Source organism: Curtobacterium sp. Leaf183, assembly GCF_001424385.1.
Classification (GTDB): domain Bacteria; phylum Actinomycetota; class Actinomycetes; order Actinomycetales; family Microbacteriaceae; genus Curtobacterium.
This window is the reverse complement of the sequence record NZ_LMPO01000012.1, coordinates 128,902-146,899: the sequence shown is the minus strand read 5'-3', so window position 1 is coordinate 146,899 and position 17,998 is coordinate 128,902. Positions and strand designations below refer to the sequence as shown.

Below are 17,998 nucleotides of genomic sequence, written 5' to 3'. Positions count from 1 at the left end.
CGAGCCGCGCCTGCTCGACGGTGACGACACGGAGCGCGTCGACGAGCCGCGCCTGCTCGACGGCGTGACCACGGCCTCCCGTCCGGACGCCGACCCGACCACCACCGGAACGGACGCCACCCCGTGAAGACCACCCGCGCCTCCACGCTGATCAGCCTCGCCGTCGTCGCCGGCATCGCCGGCTTCGCGCTGAACGCCGCCCTGGCGTCGCGCCAGGCGCCCGCACTCCTGCTCGTCAGCCCCCTCGGCTTCGCCCTGGCGCTCATCGGCGTGGTGCTCATCGCCCTGGCCCTGCCGGTCCGACGCCACGCGCAGGGTGTCCCCGGCCGCCGCGTCGACCCGATCTACGCGACCCGCGTCGTGGTCCTCGCCAAGGCCTCGAGCATCTGCGGCGTGCTGTTCGGCGCCTTCGCACTCGGGCTTCTCGTGTACCTGCTGACCCGCTCCGTCGTCCCTTCGCTAGGCTCGACCCTGCCGAGTGCCGTGGCGGTCGGTGGCGGGATCGTGCTCACCGTGTGCGCCCTCGTCGCCGAACGCATGTGCATCGCCCCACCGGACGACGACGACCCGGACGACCCACGGGGCGGCACGACGGCACGATGACCACCAGGAGGGCCCGATGCCGCGCGAACGACTCGACGAGCACGGACTCGGGCTGACCGGAATCGACTGGACCAGGGTGTCGTCGAAGCTCGTCTGGACCGAGCTCGTCACGACCGTCCTCGCCGGTGTCGTCGTCACCGCTGGCTGCATCCTGATCGGGGTCGCGAACGGCGGTCCCTCGGACACGGCCGGACTCGTCTGGACCCTGATCGGTGCCGCGGTGGGCATCGCCTCGCTGGTCACCGCGATCCTGACGCCCCGCCGGGTCCGCGCGATCGGGTACGCCCTGCGCGAGGACGACTTCGTGCTCCGCAAGGGCCTGATGTGGCAGCGCTTCACCGCGGTGCCCTACGGTCGTCTGCAGCTCGTGGACGTGAACCGCGGGCCGCTCGACCGCATGCTCGGGATGAGCGAGCTGAAGTTCGTGACGGCGGCCGCGTCGACCAACGTGCGCATCCCGGGCATCCCCGCCGAACACGCCGACGAGCTCCGGGACCGGCTGGTCGAACTCGCCGAGTCCCGCCGCGCCGGGCTCTGAGGGCACCGTGACGTTCCGACCCGGGCCGACGCCGCCCGCACCCCCGCGCCACGGCAACGCGGCCGCAGCCGCGCCCCTGACCGACGGCGAGTGGCACCGGCTGCACCCGCTGACGCCGCTGCTGCGCGGTGGCATCTTCCTGATCGTGGTGCTCGGCATCGTGCTCAACAACCTGCGCGACACCCTGGTCGAGATGGTCATCCCGGGTGGCGGGCCGCAGGAGGACGGCGACCCCGTCCGGTACGTCTACGAGCACGGCGCGGTCGGGTGGGTGCTGCTCGGGATCGTCGGGTTCCTGGTCGTGCTGATCGGCCTGTTCTACCTGTCCTGGCGGATGCACGAGTTCCGGGTGACGGGCGAGATCGTCGAGGTGCGCTCGGGTGTCCTGTTCCGCAACCACCGCAAGGCCCGGCTCGACCGGATCCAGGGCATCAACATCAGCCGCCCGCTCATCCCGCGGCTGTTCGGCACCGCCAAGCTCGAGATCGCCCAGGCCGGCAACGACGCGAACGTCCAGCTCGCCTACCTCGGGGCGAAGGCCGGTGACGACCTGCGGCAGCGCATCCTGGTCCTGGCGTCCGGAGCCCAGGACGACGAGTCCGGCCCCGACCACCCCGCGTCGAACGGTCTGGTGCAGGACCGCGTCTCGGAGTTCCTGTCGCCCGAGCTCGACCCGGCGTCCGTGCACGCGACGCGCATCGTCCGGGTGCGGCCCGGCCGGCTCATCGCGTCGACACTGCTCTCCGGCACGACCGTGTTCATCCTGCTGCTCGTCGTCGCGATCATCGTCAGCATCGCGGTCACGGGCGAGTACTTCCTGCTGGTGTCCCTGTTCCCCGCGGTGATCGGCGCCGGCGGCTACTACGTCCGCAAGTTCTCCAAGTCGCTGCAGTACACGATCGCGGACACCCGCGACGGCATCCGCATCGGGTTCGGTCTGGTGTCGACGACGAACGAGACGCTGCCGCCGGGCCGCATCCACGCGGTCAGCGTCGCGCAGCCGTTGCTGTGGCGACCGTTCGGCTGGTGGGACATCCGCATCAACCGGGCGACGAACGCCGGCAACGGTGCGTCGAACAACCAGCAGGTGTCCTCGATCGTGCTGCCGGTGGGGACCGCCGAGGACGTCCGACAGGTCCTCGAGATCATCCTGCCCACGCTCGTCGGCAGCGCGGTCGTCGGACCCGGCGCCTCGAAGGACCGGATGCGCGAGGGGTCCGCCGAGGCCGTCGACGTCGTGGACGACAGCCTGACCACCACGGGTGACCAGGGCGGCTTCCGGCACTCGCCCCGCCGCGGTCGCTGGCTGCGCCCGCTGTCGGCCCGCCGGAACGGGTACCGCTTCGTGCAGGGCGCCGTGCTGCTGCGGCTCGGGGCCGTCTGGCGCACGCTGGTCGTCGTGCCGTTGCCGCGCGTGCAGAGCGTCAAGGTCTCGCAGGGTCCGGTCGAGCGCCTGCTCCGGTTGGCGTCCGTGCACGTGCAGACCGTGTCCGGTCCGGTCACGGCGACGGTGGGCGCGATCGACGCCCGCGACGCGCAGCAGCTGTGGGCCGAGACCGCCGAGCGCGCGCTCGAGGCCGCGGCCACCGACACCTCGCACCGCTGGCGGTCCGCCTCCGCACCAGCAGGCGGACAGGAGGCCCGGGGCGCTGCCGCCGCACCGGCTGCGGGACCGCAGGTGGCGGGACCGGAGCGGCACGGGCCTCCTGACCGGGCACCTGCGCCCGCCGGGTGGGGCGACGTCCCGCCCACCGGAGCCGTCCGGTGAGGGCCGGACGTCTGGGCGTCGGGGTGGTCGGAGCGGGCCGGGTCGGGCCGGTCCTCGGTGCGGCCCTGGCCAATGCCGAGCATGCCGTCGTGGGGATCACCGCGGTGTCCGAGACGAGTGTCGACCGGGCCGAGGCGCTCCTGCCCGGCGTGCCCGTCCTCGAGACGCCGGCGCTCGTCGAGCGGAGCGAACTCGTCCTGCTCGCGGTGCCGGACGACCAGCTGGTCGGCCTCGTGCAGGGGCTGGCGGACGCGGGCATGTGGCAGCCCGGGCAGCTCGTCGTGCACACGAGCCCGGACCACGGCGTCGGCATCCTCGCGCCCGCCATGGCCGCCGGCGCGATCCCGCTCGCCATCCACCCGGCGATGGCGTTCACCGGCACGAGCATCGACCTCGTCCGACTGCGTGACGCCTGGTGCGCGGTCACGGCGCCCTCGCCCGTCCTGCCCATCGCCCAGGCGCTCGTCGTCGAGATGGGGGCGGAGCCGTTCGTCGTCGCCGAGCAGGACCGTCCCGCCTACGCCGATGCCGTGCGCGCCGCCGTGAGCTTCTCGACCGCGATCGTCGACCAGTCGGCCGGCACCCTGTCCGGGATCGGTGTCGAACAGCCCGGTCGGGTGCTCGGGGCACTCGTGCGGTCGGCCGTCGACAACGCGCTCGCCGCGGCCGACGGGCAGTCGCGGCTGTAGGCCCCGGCACCGTCCCCGCGGTACAGCCCCCGCGGTGCTGTCCCCGCGGTTCCGGGGGAGCGCACGTGGCCGGGTAGCATCGACGCGTCCCCCCACGACCTCCGGAGCCGCACCAGCATGACCGACGAGACCGCCACCACCGACACCGACGCTGCCGCGCTCGCCGACGCTGCCGCGCTCGCCGAGCAGGAGACCAGCGAGCAGCGTCAGGTCCGCCTCGACAAGCGCGCGCGACTGCTCGACGCCGGTGTGCAGGCCTACCCGGCCGAGCTGCCGATCACGACGACCATCCCCGCGGTCCGGGCAGGGCACGAGCACCTCGAGACCGGTCAGGAGACGGACGACCTGGTCGGCGTCGCGGGCCGGGTCGTGTTCTCGCGCAACACCGGCAAGCTCTGCTTCGCCACGCTGCAGTCCGGCGACGGTGCCCGGATCCAGGCGATGGTGTCCCTGGCCGAGGTCGGCGATGAGTCGCTGGCGCGGTGGAAGGAGTTCGTCGACCTGGGCGACCACGTGTTCGTGCACGGCCGGGTGGTCTCCTCACGCCGGGGTGAGCTGTCGGTCATGGTCGACGACTGGGCGATGGCGTCGAAGGCGATCCTGCCGCTGCCGAACCTGCACAACGAGCTCGGCGAGGAGACCCGGGTCCGCCAGCGGTACCTCGACCTGATCGTCCGCGACCAGGCGCGCGCCACCGTCCGCGCCCGCGCCGCCGTGATGACGTCGCTCCGGCAGACCTTCGCGTCGCACGAGTACCTCGAGGTCGAGACCCCGATGCTGCAGACCCAGCACGGCGGCGCCTCGGCCAGGCCCTTCGTCACGCACTCCAACGCGTTCGACACCGAGCTGTACCTGCGCATCGCGCCCGAGCTGTTCCTGAAGCGGGCCGTCGTCGGCGGCATCGACCGGGTGTTCGAGGTCAACCGCAACTTCCGGAACGAGGGCGCCGACTCGTCGCACTCGCCTGAGTTCGCGATGGTCGAGGCCTACCAGGCGTACGGCGACTACGAGCAGATGGCCGACCTGACGCAGGAGCTCGTGCAGAACGCCACGCGTGCCGTCACCGGCGGTGTGCTCAAGGTCACGCTGCCCGACGGGTCGACCTACGACCTCGGTGGGGAGTGGCCGCGCATCGACATGTACGGCTCGCTGTCCGACGCCGCCGGTCGCACGATCAGCCCGTCCACGCCGCTGTCCGAGCTGCAGGAGCTGGCCGCGGCCGAGGGCGTCGAGGTCGCGCACGCCACGCACGGCAAGTACGTCGAGGAACTGTGGGAGCACTTCGTGATCGACTCCCTCGACCGGCCGACGTTCGTCATGAACTTCCCGGTCGACACCTCGCCCCTGACCCGACAGCACCGCAGCCGTCCGGGCGTCGTCGAGAAGTGGGACCTGTACGTCCGCGGGTTCGAGCTCGGGACGGCGTACTCCGAACTCGTCGACCCCGTCGTGCAGCGTGAGCGCTTCGTCGAACAGGCCGAGCTGGCCGCGGGGGGCGACCCCGAGGCGATGCGCGTCGACGAGGAGTTCCTGCGCGCGCTCGAGCACGCGATGCCCCCGTCCGGCGGGATGGGCATGGGGATCGACCGGCTGCTCATGGCCATCACGGGCCTGGGCATCCGCGAGACGATCCTGTTCCCCCTGGTGAAGTAGTCCCAGCTGGCGCCTCGTCGCGCGGGGTTAGGATGCCCGTGTGCCGCATGGAGTCGTGACCGGGATCATCTTCGCCCTGACGCCGACCGTCGTGGTCGGCCTCGTGTTCTGGTTCGTCATGCGTGCGATCATGCGGGCCGACCGCACCGAGCGCGCCGCGTACGCCAAGGTCGAGGCCGAGGAACGCGCGCGCTTCGAGCGTGAGCACGGCAAGCCCGCTCCGGCACCCGCCTCGGCGGAGTAGCCCGGGCGTGCACACCACGTCACCGTCCGTTCACCGGGCGGTGGCACCGTCGTCCCATGCACCCGTGGACGCCTGAGTCCGTCGACCCCGTGGACCTCGACCCGACCGACGCGTTCGGGCACCCGGCGCTGGCCGACCCCGCGCGCGACGACGGCGCCTGGGACGACGGGGACGACGACGACATCGACGTCTGAGCGTCGCCGGGCGTTCACGTGGCGGTTGCCGTCCGGTGTGAGCATCATCGCCATGCCCAACACCCCGATGACTCGTGTCCGCAGCCTGGTCGGCGACATCGAGAGCGAGTACGACGAGTACGACCGCGATGCCGACCTCGAGGTCTCGAAGCGCCGAGAAGGCTGGCTCGAGCCCTCCTGGTGACACCCCACCCGCCTGCTGTTCGGGGTACGGCGACCGGATCGACCTGATCCGGATCGACGTACCCCTTTTGCTTGTCCACGAAGCGCTGCACCCCGGGGTACAACGTTGCGCGGTTGCGGGAAACATCCCCGCNGCCGTACCCCGCGGGGGACGGTTCCGATGGTGAAGCACGGAGAACCCTGGGAATCGATCCCGCCGGTTTGTGGGGTACACCCTCGGACCGCTCTACTTGGTCTCACCCACCGCCGTCACCGTCACTGCAGGGAGAGTCACATGACGATCGCAACGACAGCACCGAGCACGACATCGCGCCGGACGAAGAAGGCCGCGAAGACCGAGACCGCGAAGGTCGAGAGCACGACGCTCGACGCCGTGGCCGAGGTCGAGGCGGACGAGCAGCTCGCCGGGGTCCGTGGTGCATCGGTCGACCAGGTCGGTGACTACCTCCGTCACATCGGGCGTCTGGCACTCCTCACCGCCGAGGAAGAAGCCGACATCGCCCGCCGCATCGAGGTCGGCCTGTTCGCCGGCGAGAAGCTGGCCACCGAGGCCGGCCTCCCCAAGGCCCTGCAGCGTGAGCTCAAGTGGCTCGTCCGCGACGGTGAGCGTGCCAAGGAGCGCATGATCACCTCGAACCTGCGCCTGGTCGTCAGCATCGCGAAGCGCTACTCGCAGCGCGGCCTGCCCTTCATGGACGTCATCCAAGAGGGCAACCTCGGCCTGGTCCGCGCGGTGGAGAAGTTCGACTTCACGCAGGGCTACAAGTTCTCGACGTACGCCACGTGGTGGATCCGCCAGGCCATCTCCCGCGGTCTCGCCGACAAGGCCCGCACGATCCGCATCCCGGTGCACACCGTCGAGCTCATCAACAAGATCTCGCGCACCGAGCGTGACCTGACCGTCGACCTCGGCCGCGCGCCGATGCCCGAGGAGGTCGCGGCAGAGCTGAGCATGTCGGTCGAGGAGCTCGTCGACCTCAAGGGCCGCTCGCACGAGCCGGTCTCGATCCACACCGTCGTCGGTGACTCGGACGACAGCGAGCTGGGCGACTTCATCGAGGACGAGGACGCCGCGTCCCCGAACGAGCTGACCGAGACCACGCTCCTGCACCGCGACATCCGCTCGATCGTCGCTGAACTGCCGAGCGACGAGGCCAACGTGATCCGCATGCGCTACGGCCTCGACGACGACAAGCCGATGACGCTCGACGAGATCTCGAAGATCGTGCACACCACGCGCCAGGCGGTCAGCCGCGTCGAGTCGCGTGCCAAGCTGCGCCTCTTCGCCAAGGCGGTCTCGCAGGACATGCAGCTCTACCTGACCGAGTAGCGCGCAACAGCTTCGGTCGGTGCCGTGCGCGGTGCCGACTGGGGGAACCCGGGTCGTCCTGTGGGAAGGCGATCCGGTGGGGTGATGGGAACGGCCCGCTCGAGCACTGCTCGGGCGGGCCACATCCATGTCCGGGGACGGCTCAGTCCTCGACCTCGCGTCGCAGCTTCTGCCGCAGGTCGCTCGGGATCAGCTCCACGAGCTGGTCGGGTCGGACGGGCAGGTCCAGCAGGCTCAGCTTCACCCGCCCGGTGCGTCCGTGCCGCTCGGCGTCGAGCCGGACGACGCTGCCGGCGTCCTTGCGCAGCCGCATGTCGATCTGTGCGCCCGTGGCGACCTCGCCGACGACGAGTCCGTCGACCTCGAGTGCGGCGCTCCTGGTGCCCTCGGCGATGTCGAACCGGTAGCGCTCGCGGGCTGCGAGCACCACCGCGCGGTCGATGCCCGCCATCGGCGCGACCGGCGTGACGACGGACCCGGAGAGCGCGGGGGACAGGACCGGACCGCCCGCGGCGTAGTTGTACGCGGTGGAGCCGGCCGGGGTCGCCGCGACGATGGCGTCCGCGCGGTAGTACCCGTACCCGAAGCCGCCGACGCTGAGGTCGGCGGAGACCTGCCCGGCACCCGGGCGGCGGACGATCGTCAGGTCGTTGAACGCGAGGTAGTCGGTGCGGGCGCCGCTCCACGTCAGCTTGGCCTCGAGTGCGTGGTGCGGCTCGAGCTGGTACTCGCCGGCGGACAGGCGTTCCAGCGCGGCCTCGAGCTCCGGCGGCTCGATCTCGACCAGGAACCCGACGTTGCCGTGGTTGACGCCGAGCACCGGTACCGGGCGCTTCGCGACGAGGCGCATCGCCCCGAGCATCGTGCCGTCGCCACCGAGCGCGACCACCAGGTCGACGATGTCGGTGAACTCCTCGTCCTCGACCACGTCGATGACCGCGCCGATGCGGGCGGCGTCGATACGGCGGGCGACCAGGCGACCGCGGCCGGAGGAGTTCCAGCGCTGCAGGGTCGTGACGGACTCCTGCACGTTCTTGGTCGGGTGCACGACGAGACCGACGACGGGCTGCTCCATGTGCCGGATGCTACCGGGCGGACCTGCCCGCCACGCTGCCGTGTGGGTCGTCCCGGGGACCGGGAAGCGCACCGGGAGCACGGTGGTCACGCCCACGGCGAACAGGGGCAGCCCGAGGGCGGAGCGCTGGTTACTCTCGGAGTACGTGACCGGACTCACACGAGCCCGGTGCAGCTGTCGGCCCGGTACGAAGGGCCAAGGGAGAGCACATGTTCGAGAGATTCACCGACCGAGCCCGTCGTGTTGTCGTCCTCGCTCAAGAAGAAGCGAAGATGCTCAACCACAACTACATCGGCACCGAGCACATCCTCCTCGGCCTCATCCACGAGGGCGAGGGCGTCGCCGCCAAGGCGCTGGAGTCGCTGGGCATCTCGCTCGACGCCGTCCGCGAGCAGGTCCAGGACATCATCGGGCAGGGCCAGCAGCAGCCGACCGGGCACATCCCGTTCACGCCGCGCGCCAAGAAGGTCCTCGAGCTGTCCCTGCGCGAAGCGCTCCAGCTCGGCCACAACTACATCGGGACCGAGCACATCCTGCTCGGCCTCATCCGCGAGGGCGAGGGTGTCGCAGCCCAGGTCCTCGTGAAGCTCGGCGCCGACCTGAACCGGGTGCGCCAGCAGGTCATCCAGCTCCTGTCCGGCTACCAGGGCAAGGAAGCGGTCGCCGTCGGCGGCGAGCAGCAGCAGAACGCGCAGCAGGGTTCGCAGGTCCTCGACCAGTTCGGTCGGAACCTCACCCAGGCAGCGCGCGACGGCAAGCTCGACCCGGTCATCGGGCGCGAGAAGGAGATGGAGCGGGTCATGCAGATCCTCTCCCGTCGCTCCAAGAACAACCCCGTCCTGATCGGTGAGCCCGGCGTCGGCAAGACCGCCGTGGTCGAGGGCCTCGCCCAGGCCATCGTCAAGGGCGACGTCCCCGAGACGCTGAAGGACAAGCAGCTCTACTCGCTCGACCTCGGATCGCTCATCGCCGGGTCCCGCTACCGCGGTGACTTCGAGGAGCGCCTGAAGAAGGTCACGAAGGAGATCCGCACCCGCGGCGACATCATCGTCTTCATCGACGAGATCCACACGCTGGTCGGTGCCGGTGCAGCAGAGGGCGCGATCGACGCCGCGTCGATCCTCAAGCCGCTGCTGGCCCGCGGTGAGCTCCAGACCATCGGTGCCACCACGCTCGACGAGTACCGCAAGCACTTCGAGAAGGACGCCGCACTCGAGCGTCGCTTCCAGTCGGTCACGGTGAACGAGCCGTCGCTGCCGCACACCATCAACATCCTCAAGGGCCTGCGCGACAAGTACGAGGCGTTCCACAAGGTCTCGATCACCGACGGCGCGATCGTGTCGGCGGCGAACCTGGCGGACCGTTACGTGCAGGACCGCTTCCTGCCCGACAAGGCGATCGACCTGATCGACGAGGCGGGCGCTCGCCTCCGGCTCTCGATCCTGTCCGCGCCGCCGGAGCTCCGCGAGTTCGACGAGAAGATCTCGACCGTTCGCGGGTCGAAGGAAGCCGCCATCGAGGAGCAGGACTTCGAGAAGGCTGCCAGCCTGCGCGACGAGGAGAAGAAGCTCCTCGGCGAGCGTCTCCGCCTCGAGAAGCAGTGGCGTGCAGGTGACGTGGCCGCCTCTGGCACCGTCGACGAGGGCATCATCGCCGAGGTCCTGGCCCAGGCCACGGGCATCCCGGTGTTCAAGCTCACCGAAGAGGAGACCTCGCGTCTCGTCTTCATGGAGAAGGCCCTGCACCAGCGCGTCATCGGTCAGGAAGAAGCCATCTCGGCCCTGTCCAAGACCATCCGTCGCACCCGCGCCGGCCTCAAGGACCCGAACCGCCCCTCGGGCTCGTTCATCTTCGCCGGCCCCACGGGCGTCGGCAAGACCGAGCTCGCCAAGGCCCTGGCCGAGTTCCTGTTCGACGACGAGGGCGCGCTGATCTCCCTCGACATGTCGGAGTTCGGTGAGAAGCACACCGTCTCGCGCCTGTTCGGTGCCCCTCCCGGGTTCGTCGGGTTCGAGGAGGGCGGCCAGCTCACCGAGAAGGTGCGTCGCAAGCCGTTCTCCGTGGTCCTGTTCGACGAGATCGAGAAGGCCCACCCGGACATCTTCAACTCGCTGCTGCAGGTGCTCGAAGAAGGCCGCCTGACCGATGGTCAGGGCCGCGTCGTCGACTTCAAGAACACCGTCATCATCATGACCACGAACCTCGGTTCGCAGGGCATCGCCGGTGGCCCGGTGGGCTTCCAGGTCGAGGGTGACTCGGGCGTCGGCTACGACCGCATGCGTGCGAAGGTCAACGAGGAGCTCAAGAAGCACTTCAAGCCCGAGTTCCTGAACCGCGTCGACGACACGATCGTGTTCCCGCAGCTGTCGCAGCCCGAGCTGCTGCAGATCGTGGACCTGTTCGTCAAGCGCCTGTCCGACCGCATGCTCGACCGCGACATGACCGTCGAGCTGACGCTGCCGGCCAAGGAGCAGCTCATCAAGGTCGGGTTCGACCCGGCCCTGGGTGCTCGCCCCCTGCGTCGCGCGATGCAGCACGAGGTCGAGGACCAGCTCTCCGAGCACATCCTGCAGGGTGAGCTCACCGCGGGCGACCACGTCAAGGTGGACTTCCGCGAGGGCAAGTTCGAGTTCGAGACCGGGCGTCAGCCGGGCCGCGAGGAAGTCCTCGCCGGAGCCGCTGCCGTGGAGTCCGGAACGGACGCCGCCCCGCAGGGCGAGATCGAGTCCTAGAACCGAGCACAGACAGACGGGAGGCCCGGTGCCAGCTGGCACCGGGCCTCCCGTCTGTGTGGTCGTCGGTTGTCAGAGCTGGTCGCCTCGTTCGGCGTCGCTGGCGACGTCGCTCTCGGCGGTGCCGTCGGAATCACCGGTCAGTCCGTCAGCCAGACCGTTGGTCTGGTCGAAGGCGTGCCCGATCGATTCGTCGTTGAGATCGGCGAGGGACCCGTTGTCCTCGCGGTGTTCCGGGTTGGTGTCCTTGTCCATGTGCCGGACGGTACGCCGGAGGCCCGTGCTGGTTCCCAGCACGGGCCTCCGGTCGTTCAGCAGGGGATCAGGCCTGCACGTCGCCACGCCAGCCGGCGTCGGCGGGAGCGGACTCGACACGCTCCTTGTAGTTCTGCAGGTCCTTCTTGACCGCGTGGCCACCGACGCCCACGGCCGAACCGAGCTTCTCGAGGAAGCCGGAGGGCTGCCAGTCGATCTGCACGGTGACGCGGGTCTCGGCGTCGGCGAGCTTGTGGAAAGTGACGACGCCGGCATGGTCGGTCTCGCCGTCCTTCACGGTCCAGGCGACGCGCTCGTCGGGGTGCTGCTCGGAGATGACGGCGCGGAACTTGCGCTCCTGACCGGCGACCTTGACGGTCCAGTCGGTGGTCGTGTCGTCGACCTGGACGATCTCCTCGACCTCGTCGAGGAAGTGCGGGAACTCCTCGAAGCGGGTCCACTGCCCGTAGGCGGCGCTGACGGGGACGTTGACGTCGATGGTCTCGATGATCTGGGGCATGACCTCGACGGTATGCGGGTGGGGCTGGGCGCGGCACAGGCTCGGGCTAGTGTTGACGCCGATGACTGAGCACGGCAAGCACGCGTTCCACGAGCGGGACGACCACGGCATCCTGGTGCGCCCTGCGCTGGCGTCGGACGTGCCCCACATCCAGCGGCTCATCTCGCCCTACGTCGACCGGCGGATCCTGCTCGGCAAGGAGAACGTGGCCCTCTACGGCTCGATCCAGCAGTTCCGGATCGCCGAGGGTCCCGACGGCACCCCGATCGGGTGCGGTGCCCTGGCCGTGTTCTGGGACGACATCGCCGAGGTGCGGACCCTGGCCCTCGACGCGGACTGGATCCACAAGCGGGTCGGGCACCGCATGCTCGAGGCGCTCGAGCACGACGCGCGAGAACTCGGCGTTGCGCGGATCTTCTGCCTGACGTTCGAGGTCGACTTCTTCGCGAAGCACGGGTACCTGGAGATCGGCGAGCAGGTCGTCGAACCGTCCGTCTACGCCGAGCTCGTGCGGTCGTCGGACGAGGGCGTGGCGGAGTTCCTCGACCTGGCGCGGGTCAAGCCGAACACGCTCGGCAACACCCGCATGCTGAAGATCCTCTGACGCTTTCCGTCGGCCGTCGGCGGGGTTCCGTCGCGGGGCGCCGGGCGTCTCCTACCCTGTGCGCATGTCGTCGTTCCGTCACCCCGTCGGCCCGCAGAAGCCGGGCGTGTACTGGCGCCGTCGTCTGACCGTGCTCGGGGCCGTCGCGATCGTCGTGATCGTGGTCGTGCTCATCGTCATCGGTCGGGGGAACGGTGCTCCGTCCGTCGCCGCCTCGGGCTCCCCGTCCGCCTCGCCGCGGGCCGCTGCGTCATCCCCTGCGTCCGCCGCTTCGGCGTCGTCCGCGCCGTCGTCGGGGTCGTCGTCGCCCGGTTCTTCGGCTTCTGCTTCTGCTGACGGTTCTGCTGACGGTTCCGCCGCAGACGGGGACACCTGCGGCAAGGGGCAGATCGCGCTCAAGCCGGTGCTCGACAAGAGCGCCTACGGCCCCACCGAGGACCCGAAGATCGCGATGTCGATCGAGAACACCGGATCGAAGTCCTGCCACATGGACCTCGGCTCGGCGCAGCAGGTCCTGACGATCAGCTCCGGCGAGGAGCAGTACTGGTCGTCGAAGGACTGCCAGACCGGCGGGACGAACCAGGACGTCACGATCAAGGCCGGGCAGACCCTGACCACGCCGGCGATCGCGTGGGACCGCACCCGGTCGTCGACGTCCACGTGCGACTCGTCTCGGCCGTCGGTGACCGGTGCGGGAGCGAGCTACCACCTGCAGGTGTCCGTGGGGAACATCACGTCGGCGGACTCGGCGCAGTTCATCCTGAACTGAGCCGAGGACCCCGGCGTCAGTCGGACCCCGGCGTCAGTCGAACTTCGGTGTGGTCACCTTGCAGTGGACGGGCTGCCCGGGCTGGCCCTGTTCCTCGGCGATCACGCGCTTGCCGTCGAGCAGGATGCGGCAGGTCGCCGTCCGGCCGTCCTCAGGGGTCGCCATGACGGAGGCCGGGTCCTCGGCGAGGACGATCGACTCGTGCGTCCAGGTCGCGCCGTCGTCACCGTCGCCGGCACCGGGCTTGGTCGACGCGGTTGACAGCGTCCGCTTCTCCGGCGCGTCGCCGCGGCTCTCGGAGCCGACGAAGGCGACGTCTCGCAGGGTGCTGGCGTCTGCGGAGTCGACGCTGACCTCGTAGGTGACGGCCCAGGCATTGCCGACCTGCTGGTGGATCTGGGCGCAGCCCGTCAGAGCGAGGGCTGCAGCGCCCAGGACGAGTGCGGCGGACGTGCGGCCGATGGTGGTGCGAAAGGTCATACAAACACAATCGCGGCCGGCCGATCGAACTTCGTCATGACGAAGGTTCGATCGAGTCCGACCGCGGTCGTGTTCGGGGTCAGCCGACCGGATGACGGTCAGCGTTCCCCTGGGGTTCAGCCGATGACGGTGATGTTCTCCGCCTGCGGGCCCTTGCGGCCCTCAGTGATCTCGAACTCCACCTTCTGGTTCTCTTCGAGGCCGCGGTAGCCGCTGCCCGAGATCGCCGAGAAGTGCGCGAAGACGTCGGCGCTGTTGTCGTCCGGGGCGATGAACCCGAAGCCCTTTTCGTTGTTAAACCACTTGACGGTTCCAGTTGCCATGATGGCGTTTCCTTAACTGTTCTTGCTTTCCATCGCGGTATGACACGCAGACGGAGCCTCGTCGTATGTCGACGAGGATGATGCGCCACGCGGGCAGGTGCCGGCGGGACGGGTGCGGGATCAGACGGTGGGTCGAAGACCCGGTTGCACTGACCCATGAGTCTGGTTGAGGGGCAAAACCACCTCGTCCAGACGTTGGACGCCGCCGAAGCGGTGTGACCAACGTAGCGTGTCTGGGGAGGAAGGGCCAGACGAGGTCGCCGGTATCCGGGGAAATCTGGTGAACTTGATGGTGATGGCAGAGAAGGAACAGCGATTCCGGAGCGAACAGCTCGAGGAAGCGCTTGCGCAGCAGGACGTGGCAGCGGTGGCGTACGCCCTGCGACACGACATCGTGATCGTGCCGCGGCTGGTCACCGGCAAGAAGGACATGCAGGTGCGCGTGTTCGGTCGGGAAGGGTCGGAGCAGCGCATCCTGCTGCTGTTCTCCTCGGCTGATGCCTACACGGCGATGGTCCCGGACGAGAAGGTCCGGCAGGTCATGGTCTACGACGCCGCTCGGCTCGAGGAGTTCCTCGCCGCGCACCTGGACTCGCTCGAGGGTGTGTTCTTCGACATCGCGGGCCCGCACACCATGCAGTCGTCGCCGACGGACCTGCTGGCCGCATTGCGCGCCTGACGCGGTGAACGCCGACTAGAAGGCGGCGTCGAGCTCGCGTTCGCGGACGGACTTCGTCATCGAGAACGCGACGCGCAGTGCTTCGCGCAGGTGTTCGGCGTCGGCGCCGAGCACGGTCGTGAAGCCGAGTCGCCGGGCCTCGTTCGCGCGCTGCTTGGCGCCGGTGGCGGCGCGGATCTCGCCGGCCAGGCTGATCTCGCCGATCGCAGCGAGCGTGTGCGGGTACGGACGGTCGCGTGCCGCGCTGGCGAGGGCCAGCACGATCGCCAGGTCGGCGCCGGGTTCGGTCAGCTTCATGCCGCCGACCGTCGAGACGTAGACGTCTGCGTCGGACAGCTTGATGCCCGCCCGACGTTCGAGCACCGCGAGCAGCATCGCGACGCGTGAGGAGTCGACGCCGTTGACGACCCGGCGCGGCTGCGGCGCCGAACTGGGGACGACGAGTGCCTGGACCTCGACGGGGAGCGCCCGGCGTCCCTCCATCGCGACCGTGATGCACGTGCCGGACACGGGTGTGCCGTTGCGGGACATGAACAGGCCGCTGGGATCCGGGACCTCATGGATGCCGTCGCCCGCCATGTCGAAGCAGCCGACTTCGTCCGTGGGGCCGAAGCGGTTCTTCAGCGCGCGGACGAAGCGGAGCGCGGTCTGGCGGTCGCCCTCGAAGTGGCAGACGACGTCGACCAGGTGCTCGAGCAGTCGAGGACCCGCGATCGAGCCGTCCTTGGTGACGTGCCCGACGATCAGGACCGGCAGGTTGCGCTGCTTGGCTTCGCGGATCAGGGTCGATGCGACTTCGCGGACCTGGGAGGTGCCGCCCGCGATGCCGTCGACCGAGGCCGAGGAGATGGTCTGCACCGAGTCGGCGATGAGCAGGTCGGGCTGGACCTGGTCGATCTGGCCGAGGATGACGCCGAGGTCGACCTCGCTCGCCAGGAAGAGCTCGTCGTGCATGGCGCCGGTCCGCTCGGCGCGGAGGCGGACCTGGTCGACGGACTCTTCCGCGCTGACGTAGAGCACGCGCTTGCCGGTCGCCGCGGCACGCGAGGCGACCTCGAGCAGGAGTGTCGACTTGCCGACGCCGGGCTCGCCGCTCAGCAGGACCGCTGCGCCGGGGACGATGCCGCCACCGAGCACGCGGTCGAACTCACCGATGCCGCTGGTCCAGCGTGGGACGGCGCCGACGCGGGCCTGGGTGATGGGCTGCGCGATGCGGGTCCCCGTGACGGCGACGGCACTGGTGCCACGAGCACTCGCCGTGACGGCCGAGGTGTCCTCGACCGTGCCCCAGGACTGGCACTCACCGCAGCGGCCGACCCACTTGATCGTGGTCCACCCGCACTCGGAGCAGCGGAACGTGGACTGGGGGCGGGCCATGCGTCGAGGTTAGGCGTCGCCGCCGACATCACCCGACCGCTCCTGCGACCCGTCGGCGCGGGTGTCCTGCGCCCCGACGGCAGGGATCGACCCCGTCACGCGGTCGCGCAGGCGGTCGATGCGGTTCGGGCGGTGCGCGTGCTCGAGCTCGTCCACGTCTGCCGTGTCCTGCTCGGCGCGCGCGTTCGCGACGGCTCCGGCTTCACGCCCGAGGTCCTCGGCCTCGCGTGCCGACAGGTAGTGCCGGATCGCGGCCACGGTGTCGACGCGGGCGTCGATCGCGGGCTCGAAGGCGCTCGCCCAGATCTCGTAGCCACGGTCGTTCGGGTGGAACAGGTCGCCGTAGGTGTTGAAGAACGTGCGCCGGATGCCGACGCGCTTGGTGATCGCGTGCAGCGGGGCGACCGTCAGCCCGAGTTCGTCCGCGACGCGGTGGATGATCTCGTTCGCGACAGCGACCTTGCGCTCACGGTCCGGCGAGAACATGCACGGCAGTTCGGCGACGACCGCGTGCGAGGGCACGGCGGCGTAGATCGCCCGGATGTTGCGCTCGAACTTGTCCGGGTGGAAGTCGGCGATGTCGTTCGCGCCGATCGACACCGTGCAGACGTCGGGCGTGAAGTTCCGGAGCTTCGGGAGCTGGTCCTTCTTCGCGCCCCAGGTCGTCGCTCCGGACACGCTGAGGTTCACGACGCGGACGGTGGTGCGGGAGCGGTGCTTGATGCGACGTGCGAGCAGCCCCACGTAGCCCCGTGACGGTACCGTCGCGCCGACGCCCTGGGCCGCGGAGTCGCCGATCGCCAGGTACGTCAGCTGTCCCTCGTGGTGGAGCCGCTCACGCCACCACTCGGCGTGGGTCGGGAGCATCTCGACGACTCGCTGTGAGGCGGCGCGCTGTCCCTTGACGCCGGCCCGGGCGCCGATGGCCGCGCCACCGGCGACCACGAGGCCGCCGCCGATCGAGGAGAGCAGTGCGATGAGGGTGCGGGACTTCATGACGAGGACGGTACGCCCGCGGGACTCGTCGGATCAGAGCAGATGCTGGGGGTGGGGGACGGGCCCTGGGGCCGACCATCTGTGGAGGGCGGGCGGCCCGCGGTGTCGCGAGGGGCCTCCCGGATCGTGTACCCTCGATCCCGGTACCGTGTCCGAGCGGCCGAAGGATCATGTCTCGAAAACATGTGTGGGGGCAACTCCACCGTGGGTTCAAATCCCACCGGTACCGCCACAGAGAACCCCCGCTCTTGCGGGGGTTCTCTTCTTTGTGGCAGCAGCTCTTGTGCGAACGCGATGCGCCCCTCGCCGCTGATGGAGAGCCGGCCTCCTACCAGGGCCCAGGCTCGCGGGAGTCCAGGCCAGCTGGTGATCGCTGCCCCGGGACCGACAGCGCACACCCAGTTGCGCACAGACGGACGGGAGGCGCGGTGCCAGCCGGCACCGCGCCTCCCGTCCGTCAGTTGCTAGCGCTGCTTCGCGGCGAGCTTGCGCTCCTTGACCGCACGGAACCACGCGTTGGACGCCGGCAGGAAGGTCAGGACGGCCGCCACGATCGACGCGAGGACGCCGAGGATGGCGACGATGCCCCCCACGACCCCGGTGAGGCCGAGGATCGTGATGATCAGCAGCACGATGCGGGCCCAGTTCGCGCCACGGCGCATGAGCAGGTCGAACACCACGAACGCGATGATGAACAGGATGCCGACCACGATGCTGACCGCGAACGACGCCTGCACCACGGCGTCCACGTCGATGCCGTTCGTCGATCCGCCGGTCCGGTCGATCGCGTCCTGGGCAGCCTGCTTGGCCTGCGGCAGCTGCGTGGCACTGACGATGATGCTGATGATGCGGATCAGCGCCGTGACCAGGTAGAGCCAGAACGCGATGGTGACGAGCCGGGGTGCGGCCGCGGGCGCGGACGACTGGTACGGGTTCGACTGGTAGGGGTTCGACGTCATGCTGGTGGTCCTCCTCCGGCCTCGACC

The 17,998-nt window shown here is 69.8% G+C and carries 21 protein-coding genes and 1 tRNA gene; 14 read left to right on the top strand and 8 right to left on the bottom strand.

Annotated features, from left to right (window positions below; all coding sequences use genetic code 11):
- Positions 1 to 123 precede the first annotated feature (123 nt).
- From ASG04_RS16520 to ASG04_RS16490, 9 genes are all read left to right on the top strand, one after another.
- On the top strand, positions 124 to 603 hold the full coding sequence (locus ASG04_RS16520) for a DUF3180 domain-containing protein (protein WP_056126547.1): 480 nt from the start codon (positions 124 to 126) through the stop codon (positions 601 to 603).
- Between the two features lie 16 nt (positions 604 to 619).
- Positions 620 to 1,141: a PH domain-containing protein gene (locus ASG04_RS16515; protein WP_056126545.1), complete on the top strand. Its 522-nt coding sequence runs from the start codon at positions 620 to 622 to the stop codon at positions 1,139 to 1,141.
- 7 nt (positions 1,142 to 1,148) lie between these two features.
- A complete protein-coding gene (locus tag ASG04_RS16510) occupies positions 1,149 to 2,909 on the top strand; it encodes a PH domain-containing protein (protein WP_056126543.1) in 1,761 nt (586 codons plus the stop codon).
- Complete coding sequence (locus ASG04_RS16505; RefSeq protein WP_056126541.1) at positions 2,873 to 3,598, top strand: Rossmann-like and DUF2520 domain-containing protein; 726 nt, start codon at positions 2,873 to 2,875, stop codon at positions 3,596 to 3,598. The genes ASG04_RS16510 and ASG04_RS16505 overlap by 37 nt, the downstream gene beginning before the upstream one ends.
- Before the next feature lie 117 nt (positions 3,599 to 3,715).
- A complete protein-coding gene (gene lysS, locus ASG04_RS16500; protein ID WP_056126538.1) occupies positions 3,716 to 5,251 on the top strand; it encodes a lysine--tRNA ligase in 1,536 nt (511 codons plus the stop codon).
- A gap of 40 nt (positions 5,252 to 5,291) precedes the next feature.
- Positions 5,292 to 5,495: a hypothetical protein gene (locus ASG04_RS16495; RefSeq protein ID WP_056126535.1), complete on the top strand. Its 204-nt coding sequence runs from the start codon at positions 5,292 to 5,294 to the stop codon at positions 5,493 to 5,495.
- A gap of 56 nt (positions 5,496 to 5,551) precedes the next feature.
- A complete protein-coding gene (locus ASG04_RS17525) occupies positions 5,552 to 5,689 on the top strand; it encodes a hypothetical protein (protein WP_156463724.1) in 138 nt (45 codons plus the stop codon).
- 52 nt (positions 5,690 to 5,741) lie between these two features.
- Entirely contained in the window at positions 5,742 to 5,873 is a 132-nt protein-coding gene (locus tag ASG04_RS18010; RefSeq protein WP_258374221.1) for a hypothetical protein, read from the top strand.
- A 273-nt stretch (positions 5,874 to 6,146) separates the two neighbouring features.
- Positions 6,147 to 7,202: a sigma-70 family RNA polymerase sigma factor gene (locus ASG04_RS16490; RefSeq protein WP_056126532.1), complete on the top strand. Its 1,056-nt coding sequence runs from the start codon at positions 6,147 to 6,149 to the stop codon at positions 7,200 to 7,202.
- A gap of 142 nt (positions 7,203 to 7,344) precedes the next feature.
- On the opposite strand, the gene ASG04_RS16485 is transcribed toward ASG04_RS16490, so the two are convergent.
- A complete protein-coding gene (locus ASG04_RS16485; protein WP_056126718.1) occupies positions 7,345 to 8,277 on the bottom strand; it encodes an NAD(+)/NADH kinase in 933 nt (310 codons plus the stop codon).
- Between the two features lie 209 nt (positions 8,278 to 8,486).
- Between ASG04_RS16485 and ASG04_RS16480 the strand changes: the two genes are divergently transcribed.
- Positions 8,487 to 11,009 carry an ATP-dependent Clp protease ATP-binding subunit gene (locus tag ASG04_RS16480; RefSeq protein ID WP_056126530.1) on the top strand — a complete coding sequence of 841 codons (2,523 nt, stop codon included), beginning with the start codon at positions 8,487 to 8,489 and terminating at the stop codon, positions 11,007 to 11,009.
- Positions 11,010 to 11,081: 72 nt separating this feature from the next.
- On the opposite strand, the gene ASG04_RS16475 is transcribed toward ASG04_RS16480, so the two are convergent.
- Both ASG04_RS16475 and ASG04_RS16470 read right to left on the bottom strand, forming a co-directional pair.
- Positions 11,082 to 11,264, bottom strand: a complete 183-nt coding sequence (locus tag ASG04_RS16475) for a hypothetical protein (RefSeq protein ID WP_056126529.1) — start codon at positions 11,262 to 11,264, stop codon at positions 11,082 to 11,084.
- A gap of 67 nt (positions 11,265 to 11,331) precedes the next feature.
- Positions 11,332 to 11,784 (bottom strand): SRPBCC family protein, encoded by a 453-nt coding sequence (locus ASG04_RS16470; RefSeq protein WP_056126528.1) that lies wholly within the window; start codon positions 11,782 to 11,784, stop codon positions 11,332 to 11,334.
- A gap of 61 nt (positions 11,785 to 11,845) precedes the next feature.
- Between ASG04_RS16470 and ASG04_RS16465 the strand changes: the two genes are divergently transcribed.
- Positions 11,846 to 12,388: an amino-acid N-acetyltransferase gene (locus ASG04_RS16465; RefSeq protein WP_056126526.1), complete on the top strand. Its 543-nt coding sequence runs from the start codon at positions 11,846 to 11,848 to the stop codon at positions 12,386 to 12,388.
- Between the two features lie 64 nt (positions 12,389 to 12,452).
- Positions 12,453 to 13,157 carry a hypothetical protein gene (locus tag ASG04_RS16460; protein WP_056126524.1) on the top strand — a complete coding sequence of 235 codons (705 nt, stop codon included), beginning with the start codon at positions 12,453 to 12,455 and terminating at the stop codon, positions 13,155 to 13,157.
- A 33-nt stretch (positions 13,158 to 13,190) separates the two neighbouring features.
- Here ASG04_RS16460 and ASG04_RS16455 read toward each other — a convergent pair whose 3' ends face one another.
- Positions 13,191 to 13,637: a hypothetical protein gene (locus ASG04_RS16455; protein ID WP_056126522.1), complete on the bottom strand. Its 447-nt coding sequence runs from the start codon at positions 13,635 to 13,637 to the stop codon at positions 13,191 to 13,193.
- A gap of 116 nt (positions 13,638 to 13,753) precedes the next feature.
- Positions 13,754 to 13,960 (bottom strand): cold-shock protein, encoded by a 207-nt coding sequence (locus ASG04_RS16450; protein ID WP_056126521.1) that lies wholly within the window; start codon positions 13,958 to 13,960, stop codon positions 13,754 to 13,756.
- A 295-nt stretch (positions 13,961 to 14,255) separates the two neighbouring features.
- Here ASG04_RS16450 and ASG04_RS16445 point away from each other — a divergent pair, with 295 nt between their 5' ends.
- Positions 14,256 to 14,639 carry an SseB family protein gene (locus ASG04_RS16445; protein ID WP_162241736.1) on the top strand — a complete coding sequence of 128 codons (384 nt, stop codon included), beginning with the start codon at positions 14,256 to 14,258 and terminating at the stop codon, positions 14,637 to 14,639.
- Between the two features lie 15 nt (positions 14,640 to 14,654).
- On the opposite strand, the gene radA is transcribed toward ASG04_RS16445, so the two are convergent.
- Both radA and ASG04_RS17220 read right to left on the bottom strand, forming a co-directional pair.
- Positions 14,655 to 16,016: a DNA repair protein RadA gene (gene radA / locus ASG04_RS16440; protein ID WP_056126517.1), complete on the bottom strand. Its 1,362-nt coding sequence runs from the start codon at positions 16,014 to 16,016 to the stop codon at positions 14,655 to 14,657.
- Between the two features lie 9 nt (positions 16,017 to 16,025).
- The gene (locus tag ASG04_RS17220; protein WP_082518317.1) at positions 16,026 to 17,012 is read right to left on the bottom strand and encodes an SGNH/GDSL hydrolase family protein; all 987 of its coding nucleotides are present in this window, start codon (positions 17,010 to 17,012) and stop codon (positions 16,026 to 16,028) included.
- 142 nt (positions 17,013 to 17,154) lie between these two features.
- Between ASG04_RS17220 and ASG04_RS16430 the strand changes: the two genes are divergently transcribed.
- Positions 17,155 to 17,244, top strand: a tRNA-Ser gene (locus tag ASG04_RS16430).
- A 232-nt stretch (positions 17,245 to 17,476) separates the two neighbouring features.
- Here the strand turns inward: ASG04_RS16430 and ASG04_RS16425 are convergent.
- Complete coding sequence (locus ASG04_RS16425; protein ID WP_056126515.1) at positions 17,477 to 17,971, bottom strand: hypothetical protein; 495 nt, start codon at positions 17,969 to 17,971, stop codon at positions 17,477 to 17,479.
- Between the last annotated feature and the right edge of the window lie 27 nt (positions 17,972 to 17,998).